General features: G+C 73.6%; 19 protein-coding genes. 12 read left to right on the top strand and 7 right to left on the bottom strand.

What is annotated here, in order from left to right:
• Position 1 precedes the first annotated feature (1 nt).
• Genes BCD49_RS10920 through BCD49_RS10905 form a run of 4 tightly spaced genes read right to left on the bottom strand, consistent with a single transcriptional unit; the run spans position 2 to position 3,293 of the window.
• Positions 2-577 carry a 3-hydroxyanthranilate 3,4-dioxygenase gene (locus BCD49_RS10920; RefSeq protein ID WP_071041451.1) on the bottom strand — a complete coding sequence of 192 codons (576 nt, stop codon included), beginning with the start codon at positions 575-577 and terminating at the stop codon, positions 2-4.
• 30 nt (positions 578-607) lie between these two features.
• Positions 608-1,027: a RidA family protein gene (locus BCD49_RS10915; RefSeq protein WP_007515813.1), complete on the bottom strand. Its 420-nt coding sequence runs from the start codon at positions 1,025-1,027 to the stop codon at positions 608-610.
• Positions 1,024-1,818 carry a 2-keto-4-pentenoate hydratase gene (locus tag BCD49_RS10910; protein WP_007515812.1) on the bottom strand — a complete coding sequence of 265 codons (795 nt, stop codon included), beginning with the start codon at positions 1,816-1,818 and terminating at the stop codon, positions 1,024-1,026. Before BCD49_RS10910 ends, BCD49_RS10915 begins: the two co-directional genes overlap by 4 nt.
• 23 nt (positions 1,819-1,841) lie before the next feature.
• On the bottom strand, positions 1,842-3,293 hold the full coding sequence (locus BCD49_RS10905) for a 2-hydroxymuconic semialdehyde dehydrogenase (RefSeq protein ID WP_071041460.1): 1,452 nt from the start codon (positions 3,291-3,293) through the stop codon (positions 1,842-1,844).
• A gap of 137 nt (positions 3,294-3,430) precedes the next feature.
• Between BCD49_RS10905 and BCD49_RS10900 the strand changes: the two genes are divergently transcribed.
• The 3 genes from BCD49_RS10900 (at position 3,431) to BCD49_RS10890 (ending at position 6,779) form a co-directional block, all read left to right on the top strand.
• Positions 3,431-4,411 (top strand): LysR substrate-binding domain-containing protein, encoded by a 981-nt coding sequence (locus BCD49_RS10900; RefSeq protein ID WP_007515810.1) that lies wholly within the window; start codon positions 3,431-3,433, stop codon positions 4,409-4,411.
• Positions 4,412-4,527: 116 nt separating this feature from the next.
• On the top strand, positions 4,528-5,676 hold the full coding sequence (locus tag BCD49_RS10895) for an acetyl-CoA C-acetyltransferase (RefSeq protein ID WP_027141406.1): 1,149 nt from the start codon (positions 4,528-4,530) through the stop codon (positions 5,674-5,676).
• 278 nt (positions 5,677-5,954) lie between these two features.
• The gene (locus BCD49_RS10890; RefSeq protein ID WP_035932117.1) at positions 5,955-6,779 is read left to right on the top strand and encodes an SDR family oxidoreductase; all 825 of its coding nucleotides are present in this window, start codon (positions 5,955-5,957) and stop codon (positions 6,777-6,779) included.
• A gap of 98 nt (positions 6,780-6,877) precedes the next feature.
• On the opposite strand, the gene BCD49_RS10885 is transcribed toward BCD49_RS10890, so the two are convergent.
• The 3 genes from BCD49_RS10885 to BCD49_RS10875 all read right to left on the bottom strand — a co-directional run bounded on the left by BCD49_RS10885 (position 6,878) and on the right by BCD49_RS10875 (position 9,533).
• Entirely contained in the window at positions 6,878-8,206 is a 1,329-nt protein-coding gene (locus tag BCD49_RS10885) for a PucR family transcriptional regulator (protein ID WP_007515807.1), read from the bottom strand.
• A 341-nt stretch (positions 8,207-8,547) separates the two neighbouring features.
• Positions 8,548-9,033 carry a nuclear transport factor 2 family protein gene (locus BCD49_RS10880; protein WP_131803437.1) on the bottom strand — a complete coding sequence of 162 codons (486 nt, stop codon included), beginning with the start codon at positions 9,031-9,033 and terminating at the stop codon, positions 8,548-8,550.
• Positions 9,030-9,533 (bottom strand): VOC family protein, encoded by a 504-nt coding sequence (locus BCD49_RS10875; protein ID WP_007515568.1) that lies wholly within the window; start codon positions 9,531-9,533, stop codon positions 9,030-9,032. The genes BCD49_RS10880 and BCD49_RS10875 overlap by 4 nt, the downstream gene beginning before the upstream one ends.
• Before the next feature lie 548 nt (positions 9,534-10,081).
• On the opposite strand from BCD49_RS10875, the gene BCD49_RS10870 reads away from it, so the two are divergent.
• From BCD49_RS10870 to BCD49_RS10830, 9 genes are all read left to right on the top strand, one after another.
• On the top strand, positions 10,082-10,861 hold the full coding sequence (locus tag BCD49_RS10870; RefSeq protein ID WP_035931262.1) for a L,D-transpeptidase: 780 nt from the start codon (positions 10,082-10,084) through the stop codon (positions 10,859-10,861).
• Positions 10,862-11,032: 171 nt separating this feature from the next.
• On the top strand, positions 11,033-11,866 hold the full coding sequence (locus BCD49_RS43495) for a DUF7507 domain-containing protein (protein ID WP_007515570.1): 834 nt from the start codon (positions 11,033-11,035) through the stop codon (positions 11,864-11,866).
• A gap of 584 nt (positions 11,867-12,450) precedes the next feature.
• On the top strand, positions 12,451-13,494 hold the full coding sequence (locus BCD49_RS10860) for an alcohol dehydrogenase catalytic domain-containing protein (protein ID WP_007515571.1): 1,044 nt from the start codon (positions 12,451-12,453) through the stop codon (positions 13,492-13,494).
• 149 nt (positions 13,495-13,643) lie between these two features.
• On the top strand, positions 13,644-14,864 hold the full coding sequence (locus tag BCD49_RS10855; RefSeq protein ID WP_007515572.1) for a methyltransferase: 1,221 nt from the start codon (positions 13,644-13,646) through the stop codon (positions 14,862-14,864).
• Between the two features lie 3 nt (positions 14,865-14,867).
• Positions 14,868-16,322, top strand: a complete 1,455-nt coding sequence (locus tag BCD49_RS10850; RefSeq protein ID WP_007515573.1) for an amidohydrolase family protein — start codon at positions 14,868-14,870, stop codon at positions 16,320-16,322.
• Positions 16,323-16,416: 94 nt separating this feature from the next.
• Positions 16,417-17,721: an aromatic ring-hydroxylating oxygenase subunit alpha gene (locus BCD49_RS10845; protein WP_071041450.1), complete on the top strand. Its 1,305-nt coding sequence runs from the start codon at positions 16,417-16,419 to the stop codon at positions 17,719-17,721.
• On the top strand, positions 17,718-18,860 hold the full coding sequence (locus BCD49_RS10840) for an acetamidase/formamidase family protein (RefSeq protein ID WP_007515575.1): 1,143 nt from the start codon (positions 17,718-17,720) through the stop codon (positions 18,858-18,860). Before BCD49_RS10845 ends, BCD49_RS10840 begins: the two co-directional genes overlap by 4 nt.
• A gap of 153 nt (positions 18,861-19,013) precedes the next feature.
• Positions 19,014-20,054, top strand: coding sequence for a class I SAM-dependent methyltransferase (locus BCD49_RS10835; RefSeq protein ID WP_083401376.1), 1,041 nt, complete (start codon positions 19,014-19,016; stop codon positions 20,052-20,054).
• Complete coding sequence (locus BCD49_RS10830) at positions 20,051-21,403, top strand: hypothetical protein (protein WP_007515577.1); 1,353 nt, start codon at positions 20,051-20,053, stop codon at positions 21,401-21,403. Before BCD49_RS10835 ends, BCD49_RS10830 begins: the two co-directional genes overlap by 4 nt.
• Positions 21,404-21,419: the final 16 nt, after the last annotated feature.

Genomic DNA, 21,419 nt, shown 5'->3' with positions numbered 1-21,419 from the left:
CTCAGTGCTCGCCCGGACGATCGGTGTTCCCCGGCGGTGCCCCCGTTCCCGGGTGCACGGTCTTTCCCGGGTGCACGGTGCCGCACTTCGGGCAGGTGCGGGCCTGCTCGTCGGCGTAGAAGGCGTTGAACACCGGCGGCAGATCCTTGACGATGTYGCGGACCTGCAGCTCCGTCTCGTGTACCAGGGCCGCGCATTCGGGGCAGTACCACTGGAACTTCTCCAGCAGCCCCTCCTCGCGGATCCGCTCGACGACCAGGCCGATCGAGCCGGCCTCGGGCCGCTGCGGCGAGTGCGGGACGTTCCGCGGCAGCAGCCAGGTCTCGCCCGCGTGGATGTCGATGCGCCGCGGGGTGCCGTCGTCGTCGATGACGTCGACGTGCATGTTGCCCCTGAGCTGGTAGAACCACTCCTCGTACGGGTCGACGTGGTAGTCGGTGCGGGCGTTCGGGCCGCCGACGACCTGCACGATGTAGTCGTCGCCCACCACCAGGGTCTTGTTGCCCACCGGCGGCTTGAGCAGGTGCTGGTTCTCCTCGATCCACTTCGGGAAGTCGATCGGCCGCGGAAGCGTCATGAGCCGGCCTCTCTCTGTCTCTCTGTCTCGCTATCTCGGAACATGCGCGACGGCCTGCATCTCGACCAGCAGCAGTGGGTGGGGCAGCTGGTGGACGGCGACGGTCGTCCTGGTCGGCCCGGTCTCGTCGAAGAACTCGGCCCACACCTCGTTGTAGCCACCGAAATCGTTCATGTTGACGAGATAGGCGGTGACGCTGACCAGGTCGGACAGGCTCGCGTCGACCTCGGCCAGCAGCGCGCCGAGGTTCTCGATCACGGCCCTGGTCTGCGCCCGGATGTCGAGCGACGTCGTCCCCATCGCGTCGACATCGGCGCCGACGAACGTGTTGTCCGGCCGCCGCGACGACGTCCCGGACACGTAGACGAAGTCGCCGGCGCGCTTCACATGCGGGAACCGCCCGCGCGGCTTCGCCTTGCCTGCGGATCCAGCGCCGGGTCTGGTGATCATGCATACCTCGCGGCGGCGCTCGCGATGCCGAGACGCTCGACCCGTGCCTGGACCCGGCCGGGGCGCAGTGGCGCGGCCGCGGTCGCCGCGCCGGCCAGGACGACCTGCCCGGCCGTCAGCGGGAACCCCCGCTCGCGCGCGAGCGGGACCAGCGCCCGCAGCGCGTCCAACGGATGGCCGAGGATCTCACCGGTCGACCCCCGCTCGACGACCGCGCCGTCGATCACCAGCTCGACCGTCAGGTCGCCGAGCGCCCCCCGCGTCGCGTCGTCCAGCGCCCGCCACGGCCCGACGACGAAGAACGCGGCCGAGGTGTTGTCCGCGACCACATCCGGCAGGCTGAACCGGAAGTCCGCGTAGCGCGAGTCGATGATCTCGAGCCCCGGCGCCACGGCGTCGACGCAGGCGACGATGTCGACACCGGGATCGGCCAGGTCGACGTCGCGGGCCAGCCGGAACGCCACCTCCGGCTCCACTCTGGGGTGGATCAGCCCTGCGAGATCCACCGTCCCGGCGTCGGGGACCGCCATCGCGTCGGTGAGCTGGCCACAGATGACCTCGGAGATCCCCATCTGCGCCATCTTGGCCCGGCTGGTCATGCCGAGCTTCGTGCCGGCCAGCCGCTCGCCGCGCGCCAACCGCCGGCCGACGACGGCGTGCTGGATCTCGTACGCGTCCGCCAGCGCCAGTCCCGGTGGCAGCTGCGGCACCGCCTCGACCCGCAGCCGCGCCCCGTCGAGGTAGTCCGCGTGGTCCGTCGTCTCCCCGGTCATCCCCGCCGGACGCGGCATCTCTGATTCCCTCCGTCGCTCGCTCACAGGGCGACGCACACGTTGGTCAGCTCCGTGTAGAAGTCCAGCGAGTGCTCGCCGCCCTCCCGGCCGATGCCGGACAGGCCGATGCCCCCGAACGGGGAGCGCAGGTCGCGCAGGAACCAGGTGTTCACCCAGGACAGGCCCACCCGCATCCGCTGGGCGACCGTGTGGCCGCGGGAGAGGTTCGTCGTCCAGACCGCCGCGGCGAGACCGTAGTCGGTGTCGTTGGCGAGACCGACGGCCTCGTCCTCGGTGTCGAACGGGACGAGGGCCGCGCACGGGCCGAAGATCTCCTCGCGCATCGGCCGGTCGGCGTGGGTGAGCCCCGTCCACAGCGTGGGCTCGATCCACGACCCGCCGTCGAGCCCGCCGCCGAGCGCCGGCACGCCGCCACCGGCGAGGACCTGGGCGCCCTGTTCCTCGGCGAGCCGGTAGTAGGTCAGCACCTTCTCGCGGTGCTCGGCCGAGATCAGCGGGCCGGTGGTGGTCGCCGGGTCGTCCGGGTGGCCCAGCTTCAGCGCCTTCGCTCGTTCGACCAGTCCACTCGCCACCTCGTCGAAGACGGGCCGTTCGACGTAGACCCGTTCGGTGCACAGGCAGACCTGACCGGTGTTCGCGAAGACCGAGCGGGTCAGGCCGGCGAGCGTCGCCTCGAGATCAGCGTCGGCGAACACCACCGCGGCGTTCTTGCCGCCCAGCTCGAACGAGACCKGGCGGACCCGGGGCGCCACCGACCGCATGATCGCGGCGCCGGTCGCCGACGAGCCGGTGAACGTCACCCCGTCGACCCCAGGGTGCTCGGTGAGGAACTGGCCGRCGGAACCCTGGCCGAAGCCGTGCACCACGTTGTAGACGCCGTCGGGGACGCCGGCCTCGGCGAGCACCTCGGCCAGCATCGTCGCCGTCGACGGGGTGTGCTCGCTGGGCTTGACGACGACGGTGTTGCCGCAGGCCAGCGCCGGCGCGACCTTCCAGGTCAGCAGCAGCAGCGGCAGGTTCCACGGCACGATCACGGCGACGACACCGAGCGGCCTGCGCACCGCGTAGTTCAGCGCCCGCTTCCCGCCGGGGAGCTCCGTGAGGAAGGACGGCTGGCCGGCGGCGGCGACAGTGTCGGCGAACGCGCGGAAGTTGGCGACCGCGCGGGCGACGTCCAGCTCCCTGGCCTGTGCCAGCGGCTTGCCGGTATCGCCGCTCTCGGCGCGGGCGAACTGTTCGGACCGGGCCTCGATCCGGTCCGCGACCCGGCGCATCAGGGTCGCCCGCTCGGCCACCGACGTCCGGCCCCAGGCGCCGTCGAGCGCGGCGCGGGCGGCTCGGACGGCCCGGCCCACGAGCGCGGCGTCGGCCTCCTGGACCCGGGCGCGGACCGACCCGTCGACCGGGTCGACGTTGTCCCAGGCGTCGCCGGCGGACTCGACGTAGCCGCCGTCGACGAAGCCGCGGAGCATGGGCGGCGCAGGCGCCTGGCCGGGGCTGGCGACCGATCGGCCGGGGGACTGCATGGGTCCAGTGTCTGGCCCCCAGATATGTTCCGCAAATACCAAGGGGGCGGGGAGCTATGCCTGAATGGGTATAGCTTCGCGGGATGGAACGGCCTCAGCTCCTGGACGGACGTCTCAAGATCCGACATCTCGTCCTCGTCGACGCGGTCGCCTCCACCGGCAGTGTCGTCCGAGCCGCGGAGCGGCTGCACGTGACGCAGCCGGTGGTCACGCGGGCGCTGCAGGAGGTCGAGTCGATCCTTGGCGTGCTCCTCTACGACCGCGGCCCGCGGGGGCTTACCCCGACCGCCTTCGGGGAGGCGTTCGTCGACCACGCCCGGGCCGTGCTCGCCCAGCTGCGCTCGGCGTCGGACCACCTCGCGGAACTCGCCGGCGCCGACACCGGCACGGTCGCCGTCGGCACCTACCTCGCCGGTTCGAACCTGCTGCTGCCGCTGGCGATCGAGCGGCTCAAGGGCACGCGGCCGAGGATCACCGTGATCGTGCGGGAGGCCAACCCGGAGGCGCTCACCGCCGAGCTGCTCGCCGGCACGCTCGATCTCGTCGTCGGCCGGCTCACCGTGCTCGACGACGCGAAGCGGCTGCGCCAGGAGGCGCTCTACCGCGAGCCGATCCGCCTGGTCGCCCGCGCGGGGCACCCGGCGGCGGCCGCCACCGCTGCTGCCGCCGCCGGGGCCGGGACCGTCCGGCTCGGGGACCTCATGCACTACCCGTGGGTGGTACCGGTCGCGGAGACGGCGCTGCGCCGCGAACTGGAGGCGGCCTTCCTGCACGAGGCGCTGCCGCTGCCGCCCGACCGGGTCGAGTGCATGTCGATCCTGACCACCCGCCACCTGCTGCTGCACACCGACTCGATCGCCGCCCTGCCCGAGCTCGTCATCCGCGGCGAGCCTGGCCTGTGTCACCTGCCCGTCGCGCTGCCCTCGCTCGGCTCGTCGGTCGGCGTCACCGAGCCCGTCGGCCGCCCGCCCACACCGGCCGCCCGCGCGCTAGCCGACTGCCTGCGCGCCGCCGCCGTCGACCTGCGTGCCGCCGTCGGCCCGCGCGCCCGGGCCACGGCGTAGCGGCGGGTCGCCGACCGGCTCTGCGGGGTGTCGGCCATCCAGCTGAGTGTCGACCTCCCACCGGGTGCCGGCGGATCGCTGGTTTCCCGAGCAAGCGCTTGGTAGCGTCTGTGCTCGTGGCGGAGGCTTACATCGTCGAAGCGGTCAGGACGCCGGTCGGGCGGCGTGGGGGAGCGCTTTCGGGCGTGCACCCCGCCGACCTGGGTGCGGCCGCGATCGGCGCACTGATGGAGCGGTCCGGTGTCGACCCGGCGGCGGTCGATGACGTGATCTTCGGATGCGTCGATACCGTCGGACCGCAGGCGGGCGACATCGCGCGAACCTGCTGGCTGGTCGCCGGCCTGCCCGAGCACGTGCCGGGGACGACCGTGGACCGGCAGTGCGGCTCATCCCAGCAGGCGGTGCACTTCGCCGCCCAGGCTGTCATGTCTGGCACCGCCGACCTGGTCGTCGCGGGCGGCGTGCAGAACATGAGCGCCATCCCGATCTCCTACGCGATGACCGCGGGGCAGGCGCTCGGCTTTTCCGACCCGTTCAGCGGCTCGGCGGGCTGGCGCGCCCGGTACGGGGACCAGGAGGTCTCCCAGTTCCGCTCGGCGGAGATGATCGCCGAGAAGTGGTCGCTGACCAGGGACGCGATGGAGGAGTTCGCGGTCCGCTCGCACGAGCGGGCGATCGCGGCCCGCGCCGAGGGGCGTTTCGACCGTGAGATCGTGCCCGCGTTCGGGCTCTCCGCCGACGAGGGGCCGCGCGCGCCGAACTGGCCGAAGATCCGGTCCCTGCCCACGCTGACCCCGGGCGGGCGGGTCACGGCGGCCACGTCGAGCCAGATCTCCGATGCCTCCGCCGCGCTCCTGATCGCCAGCGAGGCAGCGGTGCGCACGCATGGGCTGACCCCGCGCGCTCGCATCGACCACCTGTCGGTGCGCGGCGCCGACCCGGTCTGGATGCTCACCGCGCCGATCCCGGCCACCGCGCACGCCCTGGCGAAGGCCGGCCGCACGCTCGGCGACATCGACCTGGTCGAGATCAACGAGGCGTTCGCCTCGGTCGTACTCGCCTGGGCGGCCGAATCGGGTGCAGACGTGGACAAGGTCAACGTCAACGGCGGCGCGATCGCGCTTGGCCACCCGCTCGGCGCGACCGGCGCCCGGCTGATGACCACCCTTCTTCACGAGCTGGAGCGCACCGGCGGCCGCTTCGGCCTRCAGACCATGTGCGAGGGCGGCGGTCAGGCCAACGTCACGATCCTCGAACGCCTCTGACGCAGCGAACCGTGGCAGCTCACCGTGCCCATAGACGTGCCCATCTGCCACGCTTCCGTTCCGCGGTTTCGATCTGTGGCAGATGAGCGTGCCTATGGGCACGGTGAGCTGCCACGCTTCCGTGCTCGCCGGTGCGCTTGGCGGGAGGGCTGCATGCGGGCGGTTGTCGTTGGGGCAGGTCACCCCACCGGCGGGTCGGCGTTCGCCCGTCAGTGGCCCGCTCAGCCGCACGTGAACGATTACATACTGTGATGGATCTCGCGGGTGAGGTGGGCCGGATGGGTGAGGCGGCGCGGGCTGACGGCGAGGTCGTGGCGGCGGCGACGGCGGCCGAGCGTGGGCCGCGTTACGACGGCAAGTCGGTGATCGTCACCGGCGGCACCCGGGGAATCGGCCGGTCCATCGCGCTTGCGTTCCTCGCCGCCGGCGCCGACGTCGTCGTGTGCGGGCGCAAGGAGCCCGAAATGGCGCCGGTGGTCGACGGGTGCGCGGCGAGCTTCGTCGCCGCCGACGTGCGCGACGCCACCCAGGCCAAGGCCGTGGTCGACGCCGCCGTCGAGCGGCACGGACGGCTCGACGTGCTCGTCAACAACGCCGGCGGCGCGCCCGTCGCCGACGCGGCGACCGTGTCGCCACGGTTCTTCGAGCGGGTCGTCGCGCTCAACCTGCACGCCGCGTTCTACGTCAGCCAGCCAGCGAACGCCGTGATGCAGGCCCAGGAGGCCGGCGGCGCGATCGTCAACATCGGCAGCGTGTCCGGGCGACGGCCGGCGCCGGGCTCGTCCGCCTACGCGGCGGCCAAGGCCGGCCTGGTGGCGCTGTCCGCGTCCCTCGCGCTGGAGTGGGCGCCGAAGGTGCGGGTCAACCACGTCACGGTCGGGCTCGCGAACACGGCCGTCGACGCCGGCGGCTTCTACGGCGACGCGACCGCCGCGATCGACGCGGTCGTGCCCATGGGCCGCGCCGCCGTGCCGGCGGACGTCGCCGCGGCCTGCCTCTACCTGGCCTCGCCGCTCGCCGGCTACGTCACAGGCGCCGACCTCGAGGTCCACGGCGGCGGTGAGCTACCGGGCTTCCACGTCGCCACCCGCACGAAAGGCTGACGTCGTCCGCCCGCCCCCCCCGCGAGCCGAGCGGTGCGTTCGTTCACGCGTTCCTGGTCCTTGGTCCCTGATCCCTGGAACGTGGGATTGTGGCACTGTCAGGATCGGCGGCTGTCCGGGTCGGGCGGCGGGGGCACCGAGAGGGCCTGGAGAACCTCGCGGGCGACGACGGCGGCGTGCAGGCGCCACATCCGGGCGGGCTCGTCCTCGTGCAGGCCGAGCAGGTCGCGGACGCGGTTCATCCGGTAGCCGACCGAGTTGCGGTGGACGTGAATGCGCTCGGCGACGGCGGCCCGGCTGCCGTTGGTCTCCAGCCAGGCCGCCAGGGTCTCCAGCAGGTCGGGGCGTTCCAGCAGCGGGCCGAGCTCGGCGCGGGTGAACGCCTCCAGCCGGCCACGCGGCACGGCCAGCAGCAGCCCGGCCAGGCCCAGCTGGGAGTGCAGCAGGGTGGTGGCGCCGTCGCGGTGGCGCAGCAACGCGAGCACCGACTCGGCCTCGGCGAACGAGGCCGCGGTCTCTGTCACGTCGTGACCGTTGTCGGTGACGACGGGACCCGCGACGGCGAGCACCGGGCGGTCCGGCCCAACCATGCCCTGCAACCGGTCCCGGATCCGGGCCAGCTCGCGTTCGACGTCGCCGGTAAGGACAGTCCAGCCCAGCTCGGCGTCCTGGGCGGCCCCGTTCTCGATCCAGGTCAGGCCGGTGGTCCACGTCCGGCCGTGCCGGCCGTCGTAGTAGAACAGCGCGGCGGCGTGCGGGACGGTGAGGTCGAGGCCGAACCGGGCGGCGGAGCGCAGCAGCTCGTCGTGGCCGCGCGGCGAGCCGAAACGCAGCTCGCTCATCAGCCGGCTGGCGCTCTCGGCGCGGGCCGCCGCCTCGGCGTCCTGCCGGACGGCGACGATCGCGAGCGCGGTGAGCGCGGCGCTCACCCGCGCGTCCAGCCAGCCCAGGTCGGTCTCGCCTGGTTCGACGGCGACCAGTAGCAGGCCGACGTAGCGGGAACCGGCGCGCACCGTCGCGCCGCGGCCCCGCCAGCCGTCCTCGCAGGTCACCTCGGTGAACCCGGGGCGGGCCAGCAGCGCCGGGACGCCGCCGACGACCCCGCTGACCGCGGGTGTCTCGTCCGGGGTGAGGCCGGCGGCCTCGGCGCCGGCCGCGCCACTGGCTGCGAGCACCGCGCCGTGGACGTCGAGCAGGCGCACCGACCGACCGGTGGCGGACGCGATCGTGCGGATCATCGGGCGCCAGCCGTTGCCGGACAGGGCGAGCTCGGTCAGCTCCCTGGCCAGCTCCGCCGGGTCGCGCCGTGGCGCCGGCATGGACCGGGGCGGGCGGGACGACTGGTGTGGCACGGAGATCACGGTAGGCGGGCTGGCGATCACCTGCCGCTCGGGCCGAGCAACGGCGAGGAGCTCGGGGTTCGCCACGACGTCAGGTCCTCTCGAGGGTGGCCTGGGGACGATCGATGCCGACCTCGCTGTCGACGGTCGGCGACCTCGATGTCGCCCTCGCTACCTCGCCTGATCGGTGCCCCGGCGTCCTTGCGCGGCCGGCCTCCCGGTTCGGGCACCTCTGTGAGGATCGCACGCACGTTGTGTCGCCGCCGCGGTCATGTGGATGGGACGGCATTGTCACATCGGTCGACCCTGCGGGCGGGGTCACCCAGCGTCCTGCCTGGCCGTCCAGCGCCCTGCCTGCTCGCCGGCTGCTCGCCGGCTGCTCACCGCTCGTCCGCGCGGACTCCCACGCGCGGACTCCCACGCGCGGACTAGGGCGGAACGGAGCCGCTGTCCCAGTAGTCCAGCCGGGCCGAGACCTGCCCGTCCCGCAGGGTCAGCAGCCACAGGCCGCGCAGCCGGAGCGGGCCGGCGGGCAGCGTCGCCGTCATCACGTACGGCATGGCCACCCGGCCGCCGGCGGCGACCGGCGCCTGGTCCGGGTCGGGGGAGTAGCGCAGGCCGGGGAAGGCGGCCAGAAAGCCCGGCAGCCGTTCCCGGTAGGTCGTCCGCCCCTCGCAGCCGCGGCCGCGCGGGGAGGCGTGCTCGTTGCGGAAGTCGACGGTCACGCAGGCGGCGATCGCGTCTGGGTCGCCGGTGTTCATCGCCGCGACGTAGGCTGCGGCCGGCGCCGGCAGCCCACTCCAGCCGGCCCCGGCCGCCGCGCCGCCCGCGGCCGCGCCGGCCGGTGCCGCGCCGGCCGGTGCCGCGCCGCCCGCCGGATCGGCCTGGGCGGGGCGGGAGGCCCGGGCCGTCACGACGACTCCGGGCCCCACAGCTGGCGGACGGTCGAGAAGACGCCCTGGTTGTGGCTGAACTCGACGACGTTGCCGTCCGGGTCGTGGACCGCGCAGATGTAGCCGATCGGGTCGGGCATGTCCCTCGGCTCCCACCAGAGGCTGCCGTTCGCGCGGGCCTTCGCGGCGATCGCGTCGATGTCCTCCCGGTTCGGGACCTCGATGCCGATGTGCGCGAAGGGCTTCATGATGCCCTGCTGGGTGCCGGCGGCCGAGTTGAACGCGGAGAGCACCAGGACGAATGGCGTCTCCCACTGGCCCGGGTTGGACAGCCAGGCGTTGCGGCCGTCGGCGTCCGCGCGGGTGGCGACGACGACGAGCGGGGTCATGGTCGTGTAGAACTCGATCGACTTGTCGAGGTCGCCGCTCGGTAGTGCTATGTGCGTCCAGCGGGGCTGGCTGATCCCGGAGCCGCCCGCGCTCGCCGGGGATGCCGCGGACTGCGTCGTTTCGGTGGTCACCGGCGTCACTCCTCTGCAGGTGCCGGTGCCAGGCGGCACCGGCCGGTCGGCTCTGTCGGGCCACGCCCTGGTGGGGCAGGCTCGCATTGTTCGGCCCAGGCGGCGAGTTCCGCGCGGCGGGCCCGCGCGCGGCGTGGACGTGCCGCGCGGAACTCGGGTTCGAGAACCCGCGTGAGGATCTGGTCAGTGCTGCTGTACCCCGCATGCGGCGTGGCACGGCGGCCGGTCGCGAGCCCGCGCCGCGGCGGCCGGCCCGACGCCGATGGCGGGCCACCTGTCTCGCCGGAATGGTAGGAACGGCGACTCGGTCTGACCGATGTGCTGTCGGCACAAATCCCCCCGCCGCCGCTCTCTCGCCTCGCGTTCCGCGGGTGTGGCTCTGGGCGGCGGGCCTCTCGTCACCCTCGGCCACGGCCTGGCGGGCCCCGTTCCGGGCGGTGGCCCGACCCGCCTGGCTCGGCCAGATGGCCGCGCCTGTTGCTATACGTGTTTTGATGATTACTGAGCGATGCGGCGCGGAGGAGCCGTGGGTCATGAGGGAGGCTGGCATGAGATCCAGGTTGGGACTCGCGGCGGCGGCGTTGTCGCTGGCCGCCGGCGTGCTGGCGGCCCTCATCCTGGTGGTCGACCGCGCTGACCAGCCTCGTGAGCTGCTGGACGGCGCGCCGGGGGCGACCCCGCAGCCGGGGGCCACCGCCGGGGTCACCGTGCCGCCCGACGTCACGGTGATCGCCCAGCTCTCCCACGACGTGCCGCGGTTCACCGTGCCCGACGAGGGGGCTCGCGACGGTATGGTGCCCGGGCGGTGGCGCGGCGGGCCGTCGGCGTTGCCGGTGATCGACACTCGGCCCGGCTGGCTGCGGGTGCGTCTCGCGCAGCGACCGAACTTCTCCACCGCCTGGATCCGCACCGCCGACGTGCGGCTGGTCAGCAGTGCCTACCGGATCGCGATCGACGTCGAGGCGAAGCGGCTGCGCCTCTACGAGCACGGGAAGATGACGCTCGATGCCCCGGCCGGCGTCGGCACCCCGGATGACCCGACCCCCACGGGCGAGTTCTTCCTGGCCCTGTTCGCCCCGCCGCCTGGGCCCGGCTACGGCGACTACATCCTGGTGACGTCGGCTCACTCCACGAAGATCACGGACTGGGACTCCTCCGGGGACGCGATCGTCGGCATCCACGGCCCGCTCGGCGCCGACGCCGCGATCGGCGAGAGCGGTGCCCAGGTCTCGCATGGCTGTGTCCGTCTGCATCTGCCCGATCTCGCGCGGCTGCGTGCCGTTCCCGCCGGCTCGCCGATCACGATCACCGGCAGTCCCGTCTTCTAGCGGCCCGCTCCGGGTACGTCCGGTTGCTCTCGACACGCCGATCAGCGCTATGTAGCTAGCTGATTACCTTGTGTAACTATTGCGTGCGGAGAGTATTGCCCACCGCGTCCCGCCGAACGCCCCGACGAGGCATCTCGCCGGCGCGCCGGGCTTGAAGTTCGAGGAGCTGTAGTGCGTATTGCCGACAGGTCCGGGCCCCGGGCCCGGTTGTCTCTTGTCTCCACACGGTTGGCGGCGCCCGCCGCGTTCGCCCTGGTCGGGTTCGCAGCCACGACCGGAGTCGTCGTCATCCTCGGTCCGGACGCCGCGAGCGCCGACGCCCCGACATACCCGCTCGCCCTGGCCACGTCGTCCCAGCCGGCGTCGTTCACCGGGCCAGGCCAGACGCTGACCTTGTCCTACGTGGTCACGAACAACGGGGACAAGACGCTGTACGGCGTCGCCGTGCAGGACGCGCTCGCCGGTCTCTCGCCGGTCGCATGCCCCGACGGGCCGCTCACCGCCGGCACGTCGAAGACCTGCACCGCCACCTACGTGACGACCCAGGGCGACTTCGACAAGACCTTCATCACCGACGTCTCGACCGCCACCGGCATCATCGAGTCGGAGGGCACGATCGTCACCTCGCCGCCGGCGAACCTCACCATCCCCGACGACCAGCCCACCGCCCCGCTGGCCGCCACCGAGCCCGACGCGGCCACGATCGGTTCCACCCCGGCGGGTCCTGACGGGTCGCTTCCCGTCGACTCGGTGGCCGAAGGCAAGGCGGCCGAGGCGGGGCCCGTGGCGGCGGCCGACCCGGCACCGGCCGCCGCCCCGGCCGCTGGCTCCGTGGCCGCTCCCGGCGGGGGAGCCGCTCCTGTCGGTGGCGCTGCCCCCGTCGGTGGTGCCGCGCCCGTTGCGGGCGCAGGTCCTGGCGGCGGTGGAGCCGCCCCGGTCGGTGCCGGCGCGGCGCCCGCCGGAGTGAGCCCGGTCGGTGCCGCCCCCGTGCAGGTCACCGGCTGAGCCTCCGCCGAGACCAAGGCTGAGACCAGAGCTGTGGCTCGGCTGAGTCCAGCGGCGGTGCCTCAGCTGAGTCCCAGCTGAGGCACCGCTGGGGGCCGCCGTCCGGCCGCCGCCCGCGACCCGGTGCCGCGGTCTGGCCCGCGGGCGGGCATTTCTGAACCCGGCAGTCCTGAACACGGATATGGCCCGGCGCGTCCCGTGACGCGCCGGGCCTTGTCGTCGTCGACCGTCCTCGTCGACGGTCGTCGTCGACGGCGCGTTCGGGCGCACCTGTCCGTGGCCCGGCGCGTTTCGGGCGTGCTACGCGAGCTCGGCCTCGAAGCGGACTGACGTGCGCCCCGCCCGGTGGCCGGCGGGCGCGTTTGTGCGCCGGGCACATCGGTCGGCCGCCGGCGGCGGCCTACGTTCTCCGCAGTCGCCAACACTCGGCCCCCGTGGGCGCCAGACGTTCTCCGTCGCGCCCGTGGGCGCCGCTACAAAGCGTTGGCGGTGGTTGTCTCACCGGGCCCCGCGACGAGGCGTGACCACGGGCGCCGCGCGCCCGAGGCCCGGCCCGGTGCATCACTGTGACAACGGAGGCGGGCGTGCGGGCGGTCGTGCAGAACGGGTTCGGTGGCGTCGAGGTGCTCGCCGTCGAGTCGCTTCCCGATCCGGCACCGGGGCCCGGCGAGGTCGTCGTCCAGGTCGCCGCCTGCGGCCTGAACCACCTCGACATCATGCAGCGGCGCGGCCCGGCCAAGATCCCCGGCTTCGCGCTGCCGCACGTCGCCGGCATGGACGTCGCCGGCGTCGTCACCGCCGTCGGCCGGGACGTCACGGCCGTCGCCGCCGGCGACCGGGTCGTCGTCAATCCGGCGGTGTCGTGCTGGGAGTGCCCGGCCTGTCTCGCCGGCGACGACGGCTACTGCCACGCGGCCAGCATCATCGGCGCCACCGCTCCCGGTGGCTACGCCGAGTACGTCAAGGTCCCGGCGCGTAACACCTACCCCGTCCCCGCCCAGGTGCCGCTGGCGGAGGCGGCGCTGATCCCGACGATCTGGTCCACCGCCTGGCACGCGGTCGGCGCCACCGGAAACCTCACCGCCGGGGAGACGGTGCTCGTCCATGCCGCCGCCAGCGGTGTGAGCCTCGCGGCGATCCAGCTGGCGAAGCAGCTCGGCGCGACCGTCATCGCCACCGCTTCCAGCGAGGACAAGCTCGTGTTCGCGGGCTCCATCGGCGCCGACCACCTCGTGCTGGCCGACGCGGACACGCCGACCGAGAAGGTCGTCACGGCGGTGCGGGAGGCGACCGGCGGCCGGGGCGTCGAGATGGTGCTCGACCATGTCGGTCCCGCCACCTGGCCAGCGTCGATCTTCAGCCTCGCGCCGCGCGGCCGGCTGGTCTTCGTCGGTGACACCACGGGACCCGAGGTGACGATTCCGCTGGAGTACGCCTTCCATTTCGGCCTGCGCCTCCTCGGCTCCGACCCGTACCCGGCGCGCGAGTTCGCCGAGGTGCTGGAGCGCTACTGGCGCGGCGGCCTCGTCACCCCGGTCGACGCGGAGTTCCCGCTCACCGAGGCCGCGGCCGCGCAGACCCGGCTCGAGGAACGGCGGGCGATCGGCAAGGTGTTGCTACGGCCGTGACCGAATCCTCCTCCGCTCCGATGCCCGTGCCCCCTCCGACGCCCGCGGCTGCCCCCGCGCCCGCCCCCCAGAGCGCGGGCTCGGCCGCCCCCAACCCCCCGTCAGGGTGGCGGCCGAGCCCGCTTCCGCCACCGACGCAGCCTCCAGCGATGCGGCCGCCGGCGATGCCGCCGGCGCCGCCTACGCCGGCGCCCGTCTGGGAGATCATCCACGGCTTCCGCCGGTACTGGGCGCTCGTCGCCGCGCTGGACCTCGGCCTGTTCGAGGCACTCGCGTCCGGGCCGCTCGACGCGGCGGCGCTGGCCGAGGCGGTCGGCGTCGACATCCACCGCGCCGGCCTGCTCGCCGACGCCCTGGCCGCGATGGAGCTGCTCACGGCCACCCCCGAGGTCCCGGCGGTGGGGCCCGAGTCCCAGCCACCGCCCGCGCCGGCCGCACGGCCCACGTCGCCCGCGTCGCCCGCGTCGGCCGACCACGCCGCCGGCTCGGGGCGGCTCGTCTACAACCTGGGCCTCGTCGCCGCGAACTACCTGCTCGCGGGCGGCCAGCGGTCGATGGCGAGGCTGGTCCGGGCGGCGCCCGGCCCGCACGAGCGGTGGCCGGAGCTCGCCGAGACGCTGCGTCGTGGCGCGCCGAGCGCCCGGGTCGAGGACGACCCAGGCGCCTTCTACCCGAACCTCGCGCGCGGCACGGCGCCGGTCCAACGGGTCGTGGCCGCCGCCGTCGCGCGCGAGCTCGCGGCCCCGAGCGGGCACCAGGCGCTGGTCGTCGACCTGGGCGCCGGTGCGGCCCCGTGGGCGCTGGCGTTCCTCGACGCCTGGCCGGACGCCCGTGGGCTCGCCGTCGAGCTGCCCGAGGTCGTCCACGTCACCCGGGAGGCGGTGGCCGCGGACCCGGCCGGCGACCGGCTGGACGTCGTCGCCGGCAGCTTCCACCGGGTGGAACTGCCGCAGGGCGGGGCGGATGTCGTCGTCCTCGGCCACGTGCTGCGCATCGAGCCGCGCACCGCCGCCCGCCGCCTCGTCGCCCGGGCCGCCGCCGCGCTGCGGCCCGGCGGAACACTCGTCGTAGCCGACTACCCGCGCCCCGAGGTGCCATCGCCCGCCGCCACCACCGAGACGCTCATGGCGCTGACGATCCTCGCGACCACCGGCGGCCAGGGCGCGTTCCGGGCCGACGACCTGCACGGCTGGGCGCGCGGCGCCGGACTGGTCCCCGGGCCGACCTACACGCCGCTGCCCGGCCAGATCGTGCTCACCGCGACCCGCCCCGGCCCCGGCGCCGGCCCCGCGGCTGCCGCCCGGCCTGTCCCACGGCCCGGGCTACGGCCCCTCGGGTCGGTCTACCCTCCGTCCAAGAGCCGGGAGTAACGCATGCCGCCCGATGAGCCCCAGCCCCAACCCCGGCCTCAGGTCGCTGCCGGCGCCGGTGACGGAGCCCTTCCCCGCGAGGTCGACACGATCATCTCGGGGGCGCTCGTCGTCACGATGGATGCCGAGCGCCGGGTGATCAGGGACGGCGCGGTGGCGATCGACGGGGACAGGATCGCCGCCGTCGGGCGCACCGCCGACGTACTCGCCGCGCTGCGCGCCCGCGAGCTGGTCGACGGTCGGCGCTTCGTGCTCACCCCCGGCCTGGTCAACGCCCACATCCACATCACCGGCGAGCCGCTGACCCGCGGATACGTCCCGGACGACACACCCTTCTTCGAGAACGTCTTCGTCTGGCTCACCCCGCTGTACTCGCACCACACCGAGCGGGAGGAGCGGATCTCCGGCCAGCTCGCGGCGCTGGAGATGCTGCGCACCGGCACCACGACGTTCCTCGAGGCCGGCACGATCCGTTTCCTCGACGCCGTCGTCGACGGGCTGGTCGAGACCGGCATCCGCGGCCGGGTCGGCCGCTGGACCTGGGACCTGCCGCCGGAGCCCGAGGTCTACCGGCAGACGACGGACGAGGCGATCAAGGGCCTCGTCGACGAGCTGGACCGGTTCGCGAGCGTCGCGGACGGGCGGCTGTCGGCCTGGCCGATCCTGGTCGGCCACACCACCTGCACCGATGACCTGTGGAGGGCCGCGGCCGAGCTCGCCCGCGACCGCGGCACCGGCCTGTCGTTCCACATGTCCCCGGCGCGCCTGGACCCGGAGCACTTCCTCGCCACCTACGGCCGCCGCCCGATGGAGCACCTGGCCGACCTCGGCGTGCTGGGCGACAACGTGATCCTGACGCACGCCGTCCACGTCGACGACAACGAGATCGACCTGATGGCGCAGGCCGGCACGTCCGTCGCGCACTGCCCGACGACGGCGCTGAAGGTGTCGTATGGCGTCACCCAGATCGGCAAGTTCCCGGAGATGGTCGCCAGGGGCGTGAACGTCGCCATCGGCACCGACGGCAACAACGCGTCGAACTACTCCGACCTGATGCGGGCGACCTACCTGGTCGCCGGCCTGTTCAAGGACGCCCGCCGCGACGCGACCATGTTCCCCGCAGAGCAGGCCTTCGAGATGGCGACGCTCGCGGGCGCGCGCGGGCTTGGCCTCACCGACCAGATCGGTGTGCTGGAGGCTGGCCGCAAGGCCGACCTGGTCGCGCACGACACCGATCGGCCCGAGTGGCGCCCGCTGCTGAACGTGGCCAACCAGCTGGTCTGGTCCGCCGACGGCCGGGGCGTCCACAGCGTCTGGGTGGATGGCCGCCGGGTCGTCGAGAACTACCACCACACGACCCTCGACGAGGACCGCCTGTACGCCGAGGCGCAGGCCGCCGGCGAGGCCATCACCGCCCGCTCCGGCCTGCCGAACAAGGCCCGCTGGCCCCTGGTCTAACCGTCCCCTTTAACCGTTCCGACACGGAACCCGTAGACGATTTCACGACGCGCGCGTGCACGAGACGCGCGGAGACGAGACGCGAGAAGAGGCTATGACGGTACTCACCCCGCAGCTGCTGGAGTCTTTCGCCGCCTCCGTCCTGCCCACGTCCCAGGCCAGCACGCTGCCGGCTACCTGTTACACGGACGAGGAGTTCTTCGCCTTCGAGAAGGAGGCTGTCTTCGGCCAGGAGTGGCTCTGCCTGGGCCGCGAGTCCGATGTCCCGAACCCCGGTGACTTCGTCAACGTCGAGATCATCGGCGAGCGGCTCACCMTCGTCCGCGGCCAGGATGGCGCGGTCCGGGTGCTCTCCCCGGTCTGCCAGCACCGCGGCATGCTCGTCTCGGAGGGCCGGGGCAACTGCCGGGCGTTCAAGTGCGCCTACCACCACTGGACCTACGGCCTGGACGGCGGCCTCGTCGGTGCCCGCGAGATGGACCGCACGGAGGACTTCGACCGGTCCCGCTGGGGTCTGCCGTCGCTGCCGGTCGAGGTCTGGCAGGGCTTCGTCTTCACCAGCCTCCGGGCGGCCCCGGAGCCGCTCGCGCCGCGGCTGGCCAAGCTCGACGAGCTGTTCGCCCACTACGAGCTCGGCCGGTGCGTGTCCCGCAAGTCGTTCGAGAGCCCTTCCATGCCGTGGAACTGGAAGATCATGTTCGAGAACTTCAACGACGGTTACCACGCCAGCCGGCTGCACGCGGGCGTGCACGACTTCTGCCCGTCCAACCGCTCGTCGTTCCTGCCGTACGGGCCGGACGACGCCGCCATCGCCCGCACCAACGGGTTCCTGTTTCCCGACGGCGGTTTCAACGCGCTGCAGAAGGCGCTGCTGCCGATCTTTCCGGGGCTGACGCAGGAGGAACGCTCACGGGCGGCGTTCGCGCTGGTGCCGCCGACGCTGTGCCTCGGCGTCGCGCCCGACCAGGCGTTCTACTTCCTGATCCGGCCGAAGGACGCCGGCCACATCGAGGTCGAGGTGCACTACCTCTTCCACCCCGAGGCGCTGCGCGACCGGCTCTTCGAGGAGAGATTCCAGCTCTCCGAGGCCGGCGTGAACGGCATCGTCGCCCAGGATGTCCTGGCGACCACCGGCGTCCAGCGCGGCCTGACCAGCCGGTTCGCCCCGCGCGGCCGGTACTCCTACCTGGAGGAGGCGCAGCAGCAGTTCAACCAGTGGCTGGTGCGCCGCTACACCGAGAACTGGCCCGACGGCGGCCGCCGCACCTCGTCCGCCAGTACCAGTACCAGCGCCAGTACCAGCGCCAGCGCCAGCGCCAACCTTGGCACCGGAGTTGGCGCCGGCACCCCGGCCCTCGCGCCGATCTCCGACCCGACCGACCGTGAGGTTGCCGCATGACCACCACCGTCAGCAGCAGTACCAGCAGCAGTACCAGCAGCGCGGCCACGGGCAACGCCTACCTCGCGTCCACGCCGGAGACAGTCCGCTGGGGCTTCCTGCCGAACGCGGCGGCCGAGCCCGTCCTGCGCGTCGCCCCCGGCACCGCGGTCACCGTCGACACGGTCAGCCACGAGGGCGTCATGGAGGACCAGGGCCGCGACCCGGTGGCCTACTTCGGCTCCCACGGCGTGCGGCCCGAGGAGATCCCGGCCGACCAGGTCGCGATCGCCGCGTCCGGCATCGAGCACGGTTTCGACGCCGGCCCGCACATCGTCACCGGCCCGATCCAGGTCGACGGCGCCGTCGCCGGTGACGTGCTGCGTGTCCGCGTCGTCGGCCTCGAGCTGCGTGCCACGTTCGGCGTGATCAGCAACCGCCACGGCCTCGGCTGCCTGGCCGGCGAGTTCCCCGAGGGCACCGTCCGCCAGCCCGACGCCGACAAGGACCATCCCGAGCGCTACGGCTCGGTGCTCACCTTCACCCGAACCCGCACCGTCGGCGGCGTCGACTACGGCGTCCTGCCGTTCGGCAACCCCGGCCTGCCGAACGCGGAGGCAGTCTTCCCGCTCGCCCCGTTCCTCGGGATCATGGGCGTCGCCCCGGACACCACCGCCGCGGTCGGCTCCGTCCCGCCGGGGGCGCATGGTGGAAACCACGACATCGCCCTGCTCGGCGCCGGCAGCACCTTCTACCTGCCCGTGCAGGTCGACGGCGGCCTGTTCTACGTCGGCGACCCGCACTACGCCCAGGGCGACGGGGAGGTCGCGCTCACCGCGCTGGAGGCTCCGCTGCGGGCCACCGTCGTCCTCGATGTGCTCAAGGGCCACGATGCCGACCGGGTCATCGGCGCGCTGCGCGAGCCGTTCGGCGAGACCGACCAGTACTGGCTGCCGGTCGGCATGGACCGCGACCTCGACGAGGCGATGCGCAAGGCCACCCGCGCCGCGATCGGCTTCCTGTCGACCAAGGTCGGGATGAGCCGCGCGAACGCGATGGCCTACCTGTCCGCCGCCGCCGACTTCGCCGTCAGTCAGGTCGTCGACGACGTCAAGGGCGTCCACTGCAAGATCCGCAAAAGCGACTTCCCCGCCCTGTAGACCCCGCCGCCCAACGTCGGATCGTGGCAGATGGCGGAGCCCATAGGCTCCCTGAGGTGACACGCTCCGAACGTCCGGGTGTGTCACCTCAGAAGGCCCATAGAGGGCGCCATCTGCCACAGATTCACGATCAGATTTTTTGGGAGGGCGGGGGTGGGTKGGTTGGCGCACTCGGGCGGGCCGCCGACCCCGATCTGGGAGGTCATCACCGGCTACACCCGGTACTGGCTGGTGGTCGCGGCGCTTGACCTCGGCGTGTTCGAGGAACTGGCCGGCGGGCAGCGTCGCCTCGACGAGCTGGCCGAGGCGACCGGTGTCGCCGGCAGCCGGCTCGCCGTCGTGCTCGACTACCTCGTCAGCGTCGGGCTGCTGACGACGGCCGGCGACCGGCGCTTCGAGCTGACCCCGGCGGCGCGCGGCTACCTGCTGCGCGACGCGCCGCTGTCGATGGTCGAGATGGTCCGGTACTCGCCCGGACCGCGCACGGCCTGGCCGGAGCTGTCGGCGACGCTGCGGCGCGGCCGGCCGACCCGCTCCGTCGAGGACGACGCCGGCCTGTTCTACGGCCGGCTCGCGGCCGCGAGCGCTCCCACCCAGCAGGCCGTCGCCCGGGCCACCGCCGCCCTGCTGCCCGACCCCGGCCCCGGCGCGCTGGTCCTCGACCTCGGCGCGGGCGCGGCGCCGTGGGCGATCGGCATGCTGCTCGCCTGGCCGCGCGCCCGGGCGCTGGCGGTCGACCTGCCGACGATCACCCCGTTCGCCGAGGCGGCCGCCACCGAGCACGGTGTCGCCGACCGCCTGGACGTCCTCGCCGGCAGCTACCTCGACGCGGTACTCCCCATCGGGGAGGCGGCGGTCGTGACGATCGGCCACGTGATCGGCCTGCAGTCAGCCGACCTCGCCAAGGCGCTGCTGCTGCGCGCCCGCGGCGCCCTGCGCCCCGGCGGGTTCGTCGTCATCTCCGACTACTTCCGCCCCGCCGAGCCGCCCACCGCGCCCGACCTGGAGAGCAGCCTGCCGCAGTCGATGGCGCTCACGATCCTCGCCAACACCTACGAGGCGGAGGTCATCGAGCTGCCCACGCTGCTGTCCTGGCTCGCCGAGGTCGGTCTGGTCCCGTGGACGACCCGGCAGCTGCTGCCCGGCCAGCTCGTCGTCGTCGCCACCGAACCTGGTCAGGCGCCGCCGCCATGACGGGCCCCGACCTGGCCCGGCTGGAGGCGGATCTCGTCGCCGCCGCCCTCGACGGGGCCGAATGGCCAGGCCTGCTCGCCCAGCTCGCCGCCGCCGCGGGCCGCTCGGTTCGCCTCCTCGACATGACGGGCAACCTCCTCGCCGCCTCGGAACCGACCGCCTCCGGCCCCGCCGCCGACCAGACGGCCCGCGGTAGCACCGCCGTCGCCATGGCCGCGCTCCTGGTCGGCCCGGCTCTCGGGCCTGTCCTCAGCGACGCACTGGGGAGAGCGGACGCCCCGGTCGCCTGCCGCGACGGTTGGCGCGGTCATGGGGACCCGATCCGGATGGGCAACCGCTACCTCGGCGCCCTGCTCATCGAGGCGGCCACGGGGCAGAGTGCGGACGCGCGCGCCGGCCAGCTGGTCGCGGCCGCCTCGACGGCGCTGGCGATCGCCGCGGTCCGGCGGGAGGCGCACGCGGCGGCGCTCGCGCGGCGGGTGGACGTCGTGATCGACGACATCCGGCACGGCGCGGTCCGGCCGGCGGCCGAGTTCGTCCGGGTCGCCGAGAGCTTCGGCCTGGACGTCTGCATCCCACATGCCGGCGTCGCGCTGCAGTACGTGGGGAAGGATCTCGACGCGTGGGCGGCGGCCTGGGGGCCGATCGGCTTTCCGGTGCTGCGCGAGGCGGCGCGGGCCTGGACGCTGCTGTCCGGTGACGTGCCCGCCGAGCTCGCCCGTCTGTGCAGCCACCTCGCCTACCAGCTCGGCTCGCCGCGCGCGGTGCTGGCGGCCGCCGGGCCGGAGGCCCCCGGTGACCCGGCCGAGCCGGCCGAGACCGCGGCCTCGTTCCGCTCGGCGGACGCCGTCCTCGCCCTGCTGCGCACCAGCCACGAACGCGACCCGGACCAGGACAGGACCACGCTGCTGTTCGACGAGCTGGGCCTGGAGCGCCTGCTGCTGGGCGTCCCCGTCGCCAAGCTGCGCGCGTTCGCCGAACGCGCCCTCGCCGGCCTCGACCCGAGCGGCGTCGACCTGCTGTCGGCCTACCTGGAGACCGACGGCACCCTCGACGCGGTGGCCGCCCGCCTCGATACCCAGCCGGCGAAGCTGCGCCGCCGCCTGCCCACGCTCCTCGACGAGCTCACCGGCGCCCACCCGACGACGGGCCGCCTCACCACTCTGCACGCCGCCGCCCTCGCCCATCACCTGACCACGGCCGCCACCGTCCTTCGAGATCGTGACGGACGGGCGCGCACGACCGTTCGCGGTGCCGGACAAGCTGCCCAGGCTTCCACTGCGCCAGGCGCTCGCGCGTGTGCGCCTGCCGATCCACCTGGGTTGGTCCGACCCGGAGCGGATCTATGATCTCGCCGATCGGCAG

This window comes from Pseudofrankia sp. EUN1h (genome assembly GCF_001854645.1).
Classification (GTDB): domain Bacteria; phylum Actinomycetota; class Actinomycetes; order Frankiales; family Frankiaceae; genus Pseudofrankia; species Pseudofrankia saprophytica.
This window is presented reverse-complemented; position numbering and strand designations above follow the sequence as displayed.

Excerpts from the sequence above, each read along its gene's own strand:
- BCD49_RS10915 (WP_007515813.1), bottom strand. The coding sequence starts at position 1,027 with ATGATCACCAGACCCGGCGCTGGATCCGCAGGCAAGGCGAAGCCGCGC.
- BCD49_RS10910 (WP_007515812.1), bottom strand. The coding sequence starts at position 1,818 with ATGCCGCGTCCGGCGGGGATGACCGGGGAGACGACGGACCACGCGGAC.
- BCD49_RS10900 (WP_007515810.1), top strand. The coding sequence starts at position 3,431 with ATGGAACGGCCTCAGCTCCTGGACGGACGTCTCAAGATCCGACATCTC.
- BCD49_RS10890 (WP_035932117.1), top strand. The coding sequence starts at position 5,955 with ATGGGTGAGGCGGCGCGGGCTGACGGCGAGGTCGTGGCGGCGGCGACG.
- BCD49_RS10870 (WP_035931262.1), top strand. The coding sequence starts at position 10,082 with ATGAGATCCAGGTTGGGACTCGCGGCGGCGGCGTTGTCGCTGGCCGCC.
- BCD49_RS10855 (WP_007515572.1), top strand. The coding sequence starts at position 13,644 with ATGCGGCCGCCGGCGATGCCGCCGGCGCCGCCTACGCCGGCGCCCGTC.
- BCD49_RS10850 (WP_007515573.1), top strand. The coding sequence starts at position 14,868 with ATGCCGCCCGATGAGCCCCAGCCCCAACCCCGGCCTCAGGTCGCTGCC.
- BCD49_RS10840 (WP_007515575.1), top strand. The coding sequence starts at position 17,718 with ATGACCACCACCGTCAGCAGCAGTACCAGCAGCAGTACCAGCAGCGCG.
- BCD49_RS10830 (WP_007515577.1), top strand. The coding sequence starts at position 20,051 with ATGACGGGCCCCGACCTGGCCCGGCTGGAGGCGGATCTCGTCGCCGCC.